This window comes from Epilithonimonas sp. 33E (genome assembly GCF_059372615.1).
Genome location: NZ_CM182009.1, coordinates 690,370 through 703,491 on the forward strand (window position 1 = coordinate 690,370; position 13,122 = coordinate 703,491).

Annotated in this window: 12 protein-coding genes; 2 read left to right on the forward strand and 10 right to left on the reverse strand. The window is 36.2% G+C overall.

Features of this window, described 5'->3' with window-relative positions; genetic code table 11:
* Positions 1 to 87: 87 nt before the first annotated feature.
* From AC5P2S_RS03350 to AC5P2S_RS03380, 7 genes are all read right to left on the reverse strand, one after another.
* Positions 88 to 894 (reverse strand): aminotransferase class IV, encoded by an 807-nt coding sequence (locus AC5P2S_RS03350; RefSeq protein WP_494556997.1) that lies wholly within the window; start codon positions 892 to 894, stop codon positions 88 to 90.
* Between the two features lie 48 nt (positions 895 to 942).
* Complete coding sequence (locus AC5P2S_RS03355; protein WP_120213323.1) at positions 943 to 1,329, reverse strand: START-like domain-containing protein; 387 nt, start codon at positions 1,327 to 1,329, stop codon at positions 943 to 945.
* A 392-nt stretch (positions 1,330 to 1,721) separates the two neighbouring features.
* Positions 1,722 to 2,900 carry an aspartate aminotransferase family protein gene (locus AC5P2S_RS03360; protein WP_494556218.1) on the reverse strand — a complete coding sequence of 393 codons (1,179 nt, stop codon included), beginning with the start codon at positions 2,898 to 2,900 and terminating at the stop codon, positions 1,722 to 1,724.
* 293 nt (positions 2,901 to 3,193) lie between these two features.
* A complete protein-coding gene (locus tag AC5P2S_RS03365; protein WP_494556219.1) occupies positions 3,194 to 4,948 on the reverse strand; it encodes an OstA-like protein in 1,755 nt (584 codons plus the stop codon).
* The gene (locus tag AC5P2S_RS03370; RefSeq protein WP_283416357.1) at positions 4,948 to 5,427 is read right to left on the reverse strand and encodes a Fur family transcriptional regulator; all 480 of its coding nucleotides are present in this window, start codon (positions 5,425 to 5,427) and stop codon (positions 4,948 to 4,950) included. Before AC5P2S_RS03370 ends, AC5P2S_RS03365 begins: the two co-directional genes overlap by 1 nt.
* 27 nt (positions 5,428 to 5,454) lie before the next feature.
* Complete coding sequence (locus tag AC5P2S_RS03375) at positions 5,455 to 7,434, reverse strand: KUP/HAK/KT family potassium transporter (RefSeq protein WP_494556220.1); 1,980 nt, start codon at positions 7,432 to 7,434, stop codon at positions 5,455 to 5,457.
* A 134-nt stretch (positions 7,435 to 7,568) separates the two neighbouring features.
* On the reverse strand, positions 7,569 to 7,895 hold the full coding sequence (locus AC5P2S_RS03380; RefSeq protein ID WP_494556998.1) for a hypothetical protein: 327 nt from the start codon (positions 7,893 to 7,895) through the stop codon (positions 7,569 to 7,571).
* Between the two features lie 41 nt (positions 7,896 to 7,936).
* On the opposite strand from AC5P2S_RS03380, the gene AC5P2S_RS03385 reads away from it, so the two are divergent.
* Complete coding sequence (locus tag AC5P2S_RS03385; protein ID WP_494556221.1) at positions 7,937 to 8,110, forward strand: C1orf53 family protein; 174 nt, start codon at positions 7,937 to 7,939, stop codon at positions 8,108 to 8,110.
* 55 nt (positions 8,111 to 8,165) lie between these two features.
* A complete protein-coding gene (locus AC5P2S_RS03390; RefSeq protein WP_494556999.1) occupies positions 8,166 to 8,702 on the forward strand; it encodes a DUF4136 domain-containing protein in 537 nt (178 codons plus the stop codon).
* 386 nt (positions 8,703 to 9,088) lie between these two features.
* On the opposite strand, the gene AC5P2S_RS03395 is transcribed toward AC5P2S_RS03390, so the two are convergent.
* The 3 genes from AC5P2S_RS03395 to AC5P2S_RS03405 form a co-directional block, all read right to left on the reverse strand.
* On the reverse strand, positions 9,089 to 9,928 hold the full coding sequence (locus AC5P2S_RS03395; protein WP_494556222.1) for a restriction endonuclease: 840 nt from the start codon (positions 9,926 to 9,928) through the stop codon (positions 9,089 to 9,091).
* A gap of 141 nt (positions 9,929 to 10,069) precedes the next feature.
* Positions 10,070 to 11,386: a sensor histidine kinase gene (locus AC5P2S_RS03400; protein ID WP_494556223.1), complete on the reverse strand. Its 1,317-nt coding sequence runs from the start codon at positions 11,384 to 11,386 to the stop codon at positions 10,070 to 10,072.
* Between the two features lie 140 nt (positions 11,387 to 11,526).
* The gene (locus tag AC5P2S_RS03405) at positions 11,527 to 12,870 is read right to left on the reverse strand and encodes a sigma-54-dependent transcriptional regulator (protein WP_494556224.1); all 1,344 of its coding nucleotides are present in this window, start codon (positions 12,868 to 12,870) and stop codon (positions 11,527 to 11,529) included.
* Between the last annotated feature and the right edge of the window lie 252 nt (positions 12,871 to 13,122).

Consider the following 13,122-nt stretch of genomic DNA (forward strand, 5'->3'; position numbering starts at 1 on the left):
TGCATAAGTTGTATAGACATTTATTGCTTTTTTGTTGGGACAAATGTAGAACTAATTTTTAAATAATTATAAAATTATGTAAAAAAATTAATTAAAACTATTTTTCCATTGGGTAATCATTTCTGAAAATCTCGTGTTCTCAAAAGTTTTATTTCTGATTTTTGAAACTGTGTGAATGCCTTTTTCATCGGAAATTCTCAGGATTTCTTCAGCTTTTTGAGATTCGAAGGCGATGATTTCTGCTTCTTCAATTTCTGCCAGTTTATTTTTGTGAACAAAAGTGACAAAGTTTTCCATTAATGGTGAAATATAAGCACCTTCCGTTTGTTTCGGAATTTTAATCACATTATTCTGGAGAAACAAAAGATTTCCGAAGATACTTCTAGCAATTTTCTTGTTCGGATTCAGAAGAATAACGTCATCCAAATCATTTTCTTTGGCATAAATTTCAGCATAGATATTCTCGGCAGAATGAACACGGATGTTACTCAAAAGATTCGCATTAACATTGATTTCTTTAATGAGATCCAGTTCAATATTACCTTGGATATAAAGAATGTCCCCCGATTCTTCCACTTCAAAATAGAAAGCGGTTTCAGATTTCGGAAGCGGTTTGTCTTCCTGCTTTCTGTAAGCCATCAGTTGGATAATTCCATTCTGAATACCCTTACTCAAAACTTCTCTCTGAAACAGTTCCTGAAAAAATTCTAAGGTGTATGTCAGCGGAATATTCAGTCTCATTTTCCGCATCGATGCCATCAGAAAAAAATAAGATTCCTCGGCCATTATGAGATTTCCGTTTCTTACAAAGAACGATACCCAAACCGAATCGCCATAAAGAAAAGAACGGTTGATGAGTTGGAGATTATCTTCGGTATAAACTAATTTTTGCATTGTAGTATAAAAAAATAATGAACGATAAAATCGTTCATCCATTTATTTTTAAGCGGCGCCTAATTTTATCTGTAAGTTCTCTATCAGGTTTTCCCAATAGAGTTTGTTTTCTTCCTCATCGCCAGGCTCACAAAAGTCAGTGATGTTAAGCGAAAGGTCATCCGTTATTTCATCAATGACGATAGAAAGCTCGAAGAAATATTTTGTCCCTTCATCCTCTTCCCAACGGAAACGCACAAAACTTTCCGGCTTGTAACGGATCAGCGTCGCCTTCTCAGCAGGGCCACCGCCCCAGCTGAAATAGAAATCGTCTCCACGTTCTACAACGTCGTCTGCAAACCATTCTGATAATCCTTCTGCACTTGCCAGATACTCATACAAAATCTCCGAGAGACAATGCATATTGTATTCATACTGCACTTTCGTTTTCGCCATATACTAATTCTAATTGTGGCGCAATATATAAATTAATTTCTTATTTCCAAATCAAAATGTCTATGGAAATTCAAATTTTTTATAGAAAATAAATATGATTTTTATTAGCTGATTTTGTACCGTTGATGAACACTAATTTTTAAAATTATTTGACATCATCCAACCTAAAGATTTGGCAGCTTAATCCGCCTTCCGCTCCCAATCTTTTTTGCAGATCATTTCAGATTAAATAGAACTTGATGGTTGGCAAAAAAGGATTTCCGCTCAAGTCGGGCTGCAGATTCGTCATAAAAACAAAGGCTTCCCTCAAAACGAAATTTGTCATTCCGTAGGAATCTCGACAGCGACGTTTAGATTCCTACGGAATGACAAATTGGATGTTAATTTAAAATCTATTCCACTTCATTCAAAGCTTCCAGAATAATCGCGCAACCTTTTCGGATTTCGTCTTCGGAGATTGTGAGTGGAGGAGAAATTCTCAGATATTCATTTCTGTATAGTTGCCAGAAAACAATCAGACCTTTTTCCATACATTTTGAAGCGACTTTCAGAGTATATTCCGGAGAGCCGAGATTCACAGCTAACATCAGTCCTTTCCCGTTGACGTTTTTGATTTTCGGATGAACCAATAATTCCCGGAAGAGTTTTTCCTTCTTATCTGTCTCATTCATCAGTCCGTTTTCCAAAACTTCTTTCAGAGTAGCGTGAGAAGCCGCAGCAATCAAAGGATTTCCTCCGAATGTCGTGATATGTCCCAATTTAGGAGAATGTGAAAGGCTTGTCATAATTTCTTTCGAACTCATAAAAGCGCCAACCGGAACACCGCCGCCCATTCCTTTTCCCATTACCAAAATGTCAGGAACAATGCCATAATGCTCGAATGCAAACAACTTTCCTGTTCTTCCAAATCCAGGCTGAATCTCATCCAAAATCAACAAAGCACCAACTTCTTCGCAGCGTTTTTTGAGATTGATGAAATAATTGTCTTTCGGAGTAATAAATCCAGCCGCTCCCTGAATGGTTTCTACAATGACGCAAGCCGTTTTCTCCGTGATTTTATCAAAATCATTTTCATTATTAAACTCGATAAAATTAACCATTGGCAACAAAGGACGGAATTCTCTTTTGTGAACTTCATTCCCTGCAACAGAAAGCGCACCGTGTGTGTTCCCGTGATAGGCATCTTTGAAGGCAATGATTTCCTCTCTTCCAGTGTGACGTTTAGCTAATTTCAAACTCCCGTCAATCGCTTCCGCTCCGGAGTTCACAAGATAAGTGACTTCCAAAGGTTCTGGTGTGGCTTCTGCCAAAAGTCTGCAAAGCTCAACAGGTTTTTCCTGAGCATATTCGCCGTAAACCATGACGTGCAAGTATTTGTCTGCTTGCTCTTTAATCGCATTCACAACTTTTGGATGAGAATGTCCAAGAGTATTGGCAGAAACGCCGGCTACAAAATCTAAATAGGCGCGTCCGTCTTTTCCATAGATGTAGCTGCCTTCCGCTTTTTCCACTTCGAAACCTGCTGCATAAGGTGTTGTTTGAGCTTGATATTTGAAGAAATTTTGTTTCATTGGTAGGATAGATGTTAGATTTTAGAAGTTAGATTCGTAAGTCGTACTTTCGGGGATTTTTGAACTTCTTGACTTTTGCAAAGTTCGGGAATTTTGAGTTTCGATGCTATGAAAAGACAAAATTTTCAACTTTGTGAAGCGCGTCCCGACTTGAACGGAGCTCTTTTTTTTGTCATTGCGATTGTGAAAAGTTCTACAGATTGCTTCACTTTGTTCGCAATGACAGAAAAAAGCGGGAGTGGAAGGCGGATAAAGGCGCCACATTTTTACTCTACTCAATGAGACAGATATTCTTACTTCTTAACCCGAACCAGTGTTTTTGGCTTGTTTTTTTCCTCGAGTTTTTTACGTTCTGCTTCGGCGCGTTCAAAAAGAGAATTGTCGGATTGATAAACAATTTCCGGATAGTTCGGCGTGTCTAGAAAAATATCGCCCCATTTCTGCAGCCTGTCTTTGGTATTCCAGTTAAAATCCTTGAAGAAACGTTCATCTTTGGAGATTTTACTCATTGGATAAATATCCGAATTGGCACCGATATTACAATCGACCTGTTCCAGTTTTCGTTCTATGAAATGGGCCACAATTTCACCGCAAGTGGACAATGCGACTCCAATTCTGGTCACTTCTTTTGTTTTCTCGTTGGTGTCGTCTGCATAAGTTATGGCCTGTGCGTTGCCAACTGCTTTTGCAATGTCTATGGCGTTATCTTTGAGATAGACAATCATATTCTTGCTTTTGATCTGATTGAATTCATCTTTCAAATTCAATGAGTCGGCTTTGCTGATGGCAAAAGCGTTTCCAAGAACACGGATGGAATCGGTGATTTCTTTTTCAGGATTGCTGTAAACCCGGATTTCGTCGCCGGTGACCTGTTTTGCACCCATCCAGAGAATTGGTTTGCGCATTAGATGCATTTCGCCATCGGTCTCATTGAAGCTCAATGAGTCTGCGCGGCCCTGCATATTGGTTTTGAAAATCCGTACTTTTCTGAAGGCTCTCAGAAAGCTTTTCTTTTTCAAAGCGTTGGCAGAATCTGGCCTTTGAAATGTCAGAAATTTCTCTGCCGACATATATACCGAATCTTTGCTAAGAATTTTGACAGCGTAAGGTTTGTCGGTAATCATAGCCGAATCTTTCTTTTCGTAGATTTCACCGTAACCACCTTTGATGTAGCGGTTTTGTTTTGGATCATCCAAGGTCACGTTGCCGTTCCCTTTTCCAAAGCCTGTATTCCTGTTGAAGTATAATTTGTCTCCTGTCAGAATTTTGTCATTATAATGAATTCTGGAGTTTTTGTTAAGGAAAGATTCTCCTGTTTTGGAATTATAAGTTCCCTGTTCTGTATAAACATAATTTCTAGGGTTTTCTTTATTTCTGATGGTGGTCGGCCCAAAAAAATCTGAAACTCCTGTATTTTGATTTTGCTTAATATTGTCGCTGACAATGGTATATTTATCTGTTTCGATATTGGAACGGCCAACGAAATCAATCATTTTGGTGTTGAGATAGTATGTCGCCGTCTTGGTGTACATTACACTTCCATCGTTACTGTATATAGTTCCGCCGGTGTTGAAATAAGCCGTGTTAGGAATTTTATCGTAATAAAGTGTTTCTGTTTTTATGGTTTGCTTCGGGTCGGTAAGGACTACATTTCTTCTGGCGATTCCACGTTGTGTGTTGCCATCGTATTCCATTTCTTCGGCAGTGATTCTATTTCCGTCCGGTGTTGTTAAAACAACATTTCCAATCGCTTTGAGAAAATTTTCTTTTTGGTAAAAAACAACTTCGTCGGCTGTAAGAACAGAGCCTTGATGTTCAAACTGAACATTTCCTGAGAAAACCATATTTCCATCATATTTGTCAGGGCTTACACCGGCAGTATCAGAATGGATATGTTTTACTTTTTTGGAAGCATCAGTGTTAGAACCAGGATTTGAATTGCTAAAAAAAGGGTCTTTTACCAGACCTTGGTTTTGGACTGGTGGTGTAACCTGGGAAAATATTCTAACAAAAATCAGAACTAGAACAACAAAAAAGGATTTCTTCATTAATTTTCAGACTTCTTGTGTCCGTAGAAGTATAAAGAGTGCGTATCAATACTTACGCCAAATGCTTTCTCGATAGAATCTTTGATCCCTTGGATTCTTGGATCGCAAAACTCAATGATTTCTTCGATTTCTTTATCAGAATTTTCTTTATAAATAACCAAGTGGTCGTGCTGCTTATCAAAGTAAGACTTCTCGTAGGAAGATGTGCTCAATGTTTTTTCCCCGAACTGATGCTTTCTGATCAATCCGGCATCCAGGAAAATTTCAATTGTATTGTAAATCGTTGCTTTGCTTACATGATACTTTTTCTGCATCATTAGCAGGTAAAGGTCATCCACGTTGAAGTGGTGCTCCATATTGTAAATCTCCTCAAGGATCGTATATCTCTCCGGTGTATTACGGAAACCTTTATCCATAAGATACTGTCTAAGGACGTCTTTTATGGTTGCAATATTCAGATCTTTTTGTTTCGTATCCATAGTACAAAATTAAAGAAATTTTCGGGATTATTCGTAATGCTTGTTTTCGACTTTTTCGATTCTCTCGATTTTGATTTTCTGGTCTAGAAGTGGAGCAGACTCTACTACAACATTATGACTTGCAACACCATAGGCGGTGAAATCATTACTTCCCAGCTTCTTTACAAAATTATAAATGTTAAGAATGATTTTATCCTTGATGGTGAGAAGAAAATCATTGATGTAAACATTATCAATAATGACGAATTTCAGATCCGGCGGGATATTATGTGCTCTTAAGGAAGGGTGCGAGCTTCTTGCAGGAATTGTTCCATCTTCCATCATTTCAGCCAAAATCTGCTGAAAATAATCATTAATTCTTCGGTCTCTTTTGAATCCTAACAAGAAACTGATTTTATAAATTGTTCCGGGCAGAATTTCTTCCACATGATATTTGAAACTATATGGATCTTCCTGATTAACAATGTTTAGAATGAAGTAATGATCGGCTCTTTTAGGTTGCGCTCTGATAATGGAATAGATGATCTTCGATTCTACTTCATCATCCCGTTTTGCACGACTGAAGAATGCCAAATTGGTCGCATATTTCGGAATTGTCTCATCCAGTTTCATATCTTTTATTGTAGAGATATATTTCTGAAGTTTTACGAACTTAATGAAAGTCGTCTTGATAATTCTCCCATTATACCAGGCATACATACAGATACCTATGAAACCGGCCAGTAGAACGGACATCCAACCGCCTTCGAAAAACTTGATGATATTGGCACTGAAAAAACCACCTTCTATCACAATATAAATCAATGCGAAAAGTGCGATCCAGAGTTTGTTTGTTCTCGTTTTCAAAAACCAGAAAACCAGAAGAATAGTTGTCATCAGCATTGTCACGGTAATGGAAAGCCCATAGGCTGCTTCCATTCTTCCGGATTCTTTAAAATAGATCACAACCACAAAACACAAAAGCAGAATTCCCCAATTGATTTTCGGGATATACATCTGTCCCTTGATTCCGGAAGGATATTCGATTTCCTGATTAGGCCAGAAATTGAGCGACATAGCTTCTGAAAACATTGTAAATGCACCTGTAATTACAGCCTGGCTCGCAATAATTGCAGCAGCTGTTGCGATAACCACCCCTGGAATAATAAACCATTCCGGCATAATACCGAAAAATGGATTTTTGCCACGGAATACTTCGTGATAATTGCTTAACAACCAAGCGCCTTGTCCAAGATAATTCAGGATCAACATTGCTTTCACGAAAATCCAGCTCACTCTGATGTTCTTGATTCCGCAGTGACCAAGATCAGAATATAATGCTTCTGCTCCTGTTGTACAAAGGAAAACGGCTCCAAGAATAACAATTGCGCTAGGAGAATTATAAATTAATTTTATGGCGTAATAAGGGTTAAAAGCTTTTATAATCATTGGATGTTCAACTAAATGAACAAGACCGAATCCACCCAAAACCAGAAACCAAAGAACCATAACGGGCCCAAAAAATTTACCAATGAAACTGGTGCCGAATTGCTGAACGACAAAAATAATCACCAAAATAGTCAGTGTAATTGGAACAACCGGTGGTTTATGCATTACCAATTCAAGACCTTCTATGGCTGACATTACCGTCAACGAGGGCGTGATAATACTATCTGCAACAAGAGCCGCCGCTCCGATAATTGCAATGATGTACAACCATTTTTTCTTGAACCGTTTGACTAAAGAATAGAGGGACAAGATTCCACCCTCACCTTTGTTATCAGCCCTAAGAGCAATAATAACATATTTGATAGTGGTTTGTAAAGTCAGTGTCCAAATGATGCAGGACAATGCACCTTCAATATATTCTTCGGAGATAATTCCGCCTGCTTTTCCAGCATTGATGATGGCTTTCATCACATAAAGAGGCGATGTTCCGATGTCTCCGAAAACAATTCCTAACGAAACTAAAACTCCAATCCACGAAAGTTTTTTGAGGTCAAAATGACCGCTGCTATCTTGCGACATATTTGTGTTGTCTTGAAAATAATTCTGCAAATTTAGATTATTTTATATTCTGAGAAATTTTTTTCTGGAAAATGTAATATTGGAGAAAAAATCAACTCCGGAATTACTTTTTCTAATCGTGTCTCATATTGGACTTATAAATAATTAATGAAGCTCCAGAATTTTCTTTTTTTCAAATAATCCAGATTTTGGTCATTGGCGTAAGCTTCTCTTTCGAAACTGATGTTGCGGTATGCAAGTTGCGGGTTTCTGTATTTCAGATATTTCAGGTAATATTCGGAGAGATACCAGATGTAAAACGGAACGATTAACAATTCCAATTGCTGGCGAATATGAATGGTTTCGTGATTAATGAGAATCTTATTTTTGCTGTCTTCCTTTCTCTGAACAAAAATAAACGGAAATAAAGTTATCCCCGAAATTTTCATATTTTTGAGTAATTTTTTACAGACGATGATTATCATAAATCAAAGATAAAAATTTTGGTACAGTTTTTTAACTTATGAAACTAAATGACATCAAAGAGAATGAAGACTTTTATTATAACGAGCAGGGTTATAAGGTTTTTACGGAAAAATTCCATCTGAAGCGTGGTTATTGCTGTAAAAGCGGATGCAGACTCTGCCCGTACGGTTATGATAAAAAGACAGATACTTTTATTAAAAAACCTAAATAATCTTAATATTATGAAATCGACGATTCACGAATTCCAAAATAAAAATATATTAACGATGAGTAAAAAATATTTCTTCATATTAATGGCAGCAGTTTCTTTGGGAGTGACTTCTTGCAGCCCTTTCCAAGTTAAATCTGATTATTCGGCGACAGCAAATTTCGCCAATTACAAAACTTATCTGCTAAGAACAGATGATTTGAAACTGAACGATCTTGATAAAGACAGAGTTTTGAATGAATTGTCCAAGCAAGTTCAGGCAAAAGGATTGACATCGGCACAAAATCCTGATTTGATCATCAACGTCAAAGCGTCTCACAAAAAAGTTCAGGATGTAACAACAAGTATGAACTATGGCTGGGGTTGGGGAAGACCTTGGGGCTGGGGCGGCGGTTTCGGTATGGGAAATACCTGGACCAACAACTACAACAGCGGAACCATTGTGATTGATATCATCGATGCGAAAACTCAAAAATTGGTCTGGCAAGGTGCCGGAAGCGGAATTTCTGTAGATTCGCCAAAGTCAAAACAAAAACAAATCCCGCAGGTTGTAGCTGAGATAATGGCTAATTATCCGCCGCAAAAAGGGAAATAGTTTTCATTAGAAGATGATAGACTGATAGAATTGAGACTTTTGAAAATAATAAAGATTTTTATTAATTCTGTAGCTAGTTTATTTATAATATATTTTGTTACTGCATTATTTCTCATCACAGATGTTGAATGTGATTATTTTTGGGAAATGATTTTAAGAGCAATAAAATTTCACAGTCAATTATTTTTATTAGTATTTATAGTTACAACACTTTTAAATATTATTGTTGAAAGAAGGATTGACAAATTCAATTTTGTTAAGAATGTAACAAGACTTCAGTTATTACAACTTTCAATATTTATATTGTTTTTTATACTAAATAGCTTTTACTACTATTTTTCTAGATGCTAACCAAATAAAAAACCGCAAAAAATCTGCGGTTTTTTTTATTCCGATATTTTTGTTGTCATTAGATCTTTCACTTCTTTTAGAACTTCGGATTTTCTTTGTTGATTAAGTTCTAAAACATTCAACAAATTGTGATTGCTGAATAATTCCTTTACCAGAACACATTTCTTTTCCAATAGTTTTTGCTTTTGTTTTCCGTCCAGAGTCGTCAGGCAAGTGATTGGATAAAGCGCATTTTGGTCCACCAAACTTTTGATGTTCTTATCTTTCGGATAATCCCAGGATAACAATCTCAATCCATAATATTCTGAAAAAGCCACAGAATCTTTGGTAAAATAAGTATTGGTAATCAGCCAGCCGTCAGTAAATTCGGTTTTGGTTCCGAAAAGATTGTATTGGATATCAGAAATATCTTTTATTCGGGATAAAACATACATTGGCGTTGTTACTGATATTTTCGTGTCTTCCGCATTTCGAAATTTACATTCTACCCAATAAGTTTTGTCGTTTTTATTGGCGATAACGTCTGCTTCGTGTGTCACCGAATGGCCTTTTATCAATTGCCCGGTTTCAGTTTTGTAGCCGATGTTTTGAAAAACTCGGGCAATCCATTGTTCAAAATAGAATCCTGCAGGTCCCAACTCCAACAACGCTTTTTTCAGACTGTATCTTGCTGCGACAGAATTTGAGATTTTCTTCAATTCCTCAAAAGCCATTCTGTACAGTTCGCCGGTTGTGATGCCTTCGAAACATTTTGGCAAAACCGTTTCCAGAACTTTTTTCACGGATTGTTCGTCCGCTCCGGAGTTCCGAAGTGAGTTTTCCAATTTCGATATTTCGAAGTCGACCGTTTCTCCAGCGTTGTTTTTTATCTTCATAATTTATATTTTGAATTTATCGCAAAGTTTCCAATATGAATTTTATCGAAGATAAAATCTTTGCGTCTTTTAAACTTAGAATTTAATAAATTTTTGTGCCTTTGCGATAATTTTTTTTCGAATCTAAAGTCTTTTTTTCTTTTATTCCACAAACCAAATCTCAAACCGGCTTCCCTGTTCCAAAGGTTTATAATTCAAGTAGCCTTTATGGGCTTCGATAATGCTTTTGCTGAGCGTTAAACCAATTCCGGAACCATTGCTTCTTGTCGTGAAAAACGGAAGGAAAATTTTATCCTGGATTTCCTTTGAGATTCCGGTTCCATTGTCTTCCACACTTAGAATGATACGTTTGTTGTGAGTTTTGATTTCGGTTTTAATTGTTCTTTCAACATTATCGGAAACAGCGTAGATTGCGTTGAGATAAAGATTAATTAAACATCTTTCAATCATCTTTTCATCAGCAGAAATCAGATGATTTTCCAATGAATTGATAATTGTGATATGTTTTTTTTCAAATTCAGGCTTAAGAAAATTGAGTGAAGATTCTACAATATTAGATATAGAAATTATTTTAAAAACAGGTTTTGGAAGTTCGGCAACTTGGCGGTAATCGTCTACAAAATTTAATAATTGTTTTGATTTGGAATTGATAATCATCAGACTTTCCTTCATATCCTGCTGGTCTTCCTTTTCGATAATTTCCTGATTGGCAATGTATTCAAGATTCTGAATCAGACTGTTAACAGGCGTTAAAGTATTCAGAAGTTCGTGGGAAATTACTTTCATTAGGTTATTCCAGGCTAATTTTTCTTTTTGTTCAATAATTTTCTGAACCGATTCTAAACTGATGATGCAAAAGCGGTTTTTTACATTCTGAACTTTTTTCGTCCTTAATGAAAACGATTGTTTTGTATTTTCATTAATCGAAATATCAAAAAATTCCTGAGAGTTTTCGTAATTCGTTTGTTTGATGATTTGGTAGAAATCGGGCGCTTTATTTTCGTAAAGATTCCACGAATTATACTTCGGGATTTCTAGAATTTCAAGAAAAATAGGATTCACATAAAAAACTTCCCAATCATCATTTTTCATTGACAAAATCATCAAACCTATTTCGAGTTGATTCAAAATTTCCTCATATAATAGTTGGTAAGATGATAACGAAAGATGCTCTTCTTTACTTTGATAATACAATTTCACAGCATTATCAACCAGGCCGTTTTCCTCAGTTTTTGGAAACAATGAAAAATCCTTTTTCTGAATCGCCAAAAGCAGTTTTTCTGTTTTCTGGATGTAAGACAAAGCCGAGGTCTGTGCCAAAATAATGCAGACCAAACCGACCAATGAAAACAAAACGCAATTGATCCATTTATTTTGAGAATAAAAATCAAAAGCAAAAATTCCGCTGACAATTGCCAATAGAATAAATATAATCCAGAATATTTGTTGTTTTTTCATTTATTTTTTTATTAACCACAAAAGGCACAAAGTTTTTGTAGATCAATTTATTTAAAAGTTCAAAAAGTTATTCATTTTCTTTTTTGAACTTCTATTTTTAACGGAATAATTATCTTTTGTGACTTTTGCGGTTAATTATATTACAAGTCAAATTTCTCCATTCTTCTGTAAAGCGCAGCTCTTGACAATCCCAAATCTTCCGCCGCCAGAGAAATATTTCCCCGATGCTTTTTCAATGCTTTTTTAATCAGGATTTCTTCCATTTCTTCGATGTTAAGATTCACGATTGTATTTTCTGATTCTTCATCTTGGGGCATCAGCAATTTAAGATTTTTCTCGTTGGAAAGAATTACGCTTCGTTCGATGCAATGGTCGAGCTCACGGATGTTTCCAGGCCAGGAGTAATGGATTAATTCAGAAATTAAATTCTCATTTAAAACCAAATCAGGTTTATGATATTTCTGTTTGTATTTTTCTAAAAAATAATCAGCTAAAGTTGAAATATCTTCAATTCGTTCTCTCAGACTCGGAATATTCAATTCAACCGTATTGATTCTGTAATACAAATCCTTTCGGAAACGGTTTTCAGCAACGGCTTTTTTGAGGTTTTCATTGGTTGCAAAAATAAATCTCACATCCAACATTCGTTCCTTAGTTTCTCCGATTCTCGAAAGTTTTCTGTTTTGAATCAAACTCAACAATTTAGTTTGGAGATGAAGCGGAAGATTTCCGATCTCATCAAGAAAAACGGTTCCGTTTTCGGCATTTTCGATTTTTCCGGCATAATCCTGATGCGCATCCGTAAACGCTCCTTTTTTATAACCGAATAATTCGGATTCAAAAAGATTTTCCGAAAGACTTCCCAAATCGATATGAACAAAGGGCTGATTCTTCCTTTCCGACAATTCGTGAATGTGCTCTGCCAAAACATATTTTCCGGTTCCGTTTTCTCCCAGAAGCAAAACATTGGCGTCGGTTGCAGAAACCCGTTCAATCTGGTCCATTACTTCCCGCATTGCTGGCGATTGGGTTTCCAACTGATATTGATTGGTTTTGATGCTGATATTTTCCCATTGATTCAGCTTCTTATTTTTTCGGGAAATATCGACAGCCAAATTTACGGAAGCGTATAATTTTTCGTTATTCCAGGGTTTTAGAATAAAATCGGAAGCACCATTTTTTAAGGCTTCAACGGCTAATTCCACTTCACCGTAAGCCGTCATCAAGATAATCGGAAGCTGAGGTTCCAGCGTTTTGATTTCCTGCATCCAATACAATCCGTCCTGTCCGTTTTCAAAACCTTTCCGGAAATTCATATCCAGAAGGACCGCATCCACTTGCTGTTCGGATAAAAATTTCAGAATATTTTTAGGCTGACTGAGACAGCTCACTTCCGTAAAAAACTTTTTGAGCCAGACTCTCGCCGAAAACAAAATATCTTCGTCATCATCCACAATTAAAATATGAGCTTCTTTTTTTCGCATTTAAAATTTAAATTTTGGCTAAAGCCTTTTTGTTTTGTCCTCTTTTTAAATGAGCTAAAGCCCATTCCTATTGATATTAATGCTGATTTATCATTTACAATTCATCATTAATAATTAATCTGTCCGTTTCCGTACAAAAAGTGTCCGATAATGAACAGTTTTAAAATTAATAAAATTATATTTAACCACATTTACAGAGTGTTACAAGATTATAAATTTGTGGCATCCACATTGTGTAATTGTCTGTAAGTA

What these genes read in the sequence shown, in the direction of transcription:
- AC5P2S_RS03375 (WP_494556220.1), bottom strand. Translation starts at nt 7,434, where the DNA reads ATGTCGCAAGATAGCAGCGGTCATTTTGACCTCAAAAAACTTTCGTGG.
- AC5P2S_RS03355 (WP_120213323.1), bottom strand. Translation starts at nt 1,329, where the DNA reads ATGGCGAAAACGAAAGTGCAGTATGAATACAATATGCATTGTCTCTCG.
- AC5P2S_RS03385 (WP_494556221.1), top strand. Translation starts at nt 7,937, where the DNA reads ATGAAACTAAATGACATCAAAGAGAATGAAGACTTTTATTATAACGAG.
- AC5P2S_RS03370 (WP_283416357.1), bottom strand. Translation starts at nt 5,427, where the DNA reads ATGGATACGAAACAAAAAGATCTGAATATTGCAACCATAAAAGACGTC.
- AC5P2S_RS03350 (WP_494556997.1), bottom strand. Translation starts at nt 894, where the DNA reads ATGCAAAAATTAGTTTATACCGAAGATAATCTCCAACTCATCAACCGT.
- AC5P2S_RS03395 (WP_494556222.1), bottom strand. Translation starts at nt 9,928, where the DNA reads ATGAAGATAAAAAACAACGCTGGAGAAACGGTCGACTTCGAAATATCG.
- AC5P2S_RS03365 (WP_494556219.1), bottom strand. Translation starts at nt 4,948, where the DNA reads ATGAAGAAATCCTTTTTTGTTGTTCTAGTTCTGATTTTTGTTAGAATA.
- AC5P2S_RS03400 (WP_494556223.1), bottom strand. Translation starts at nt 11,386, where the DNA reads ATGAAAAAACAACAAATATTCTGGATTATATTTATTCTATTGGCAATT.
- AC5P2S_RS03360 (WP_494556218.1), bottom strand. Translation starts at nt 2,900, where the DNA reads ATGAAACAAAATTTCTTCAAATATCAAGCTCAAACAACACCTTATGCA.
- AC5P2S_RS03405 (WP_494556224.1), bottom strand. Translation starts at nt 12,870, where the DNA reads ATGCGAAAAAAAGAAGCTCATATTTTAATTGTGGATGATGACGAAGAT.
- AC5P2S_RS03390 (WP_494556999.1), top strand. Translation starts at nt 8,166, where the DNA reads ATGAGTAAAAAATATTTCTTCATATTAATGGCAGCAGTTTCTTTGGGA.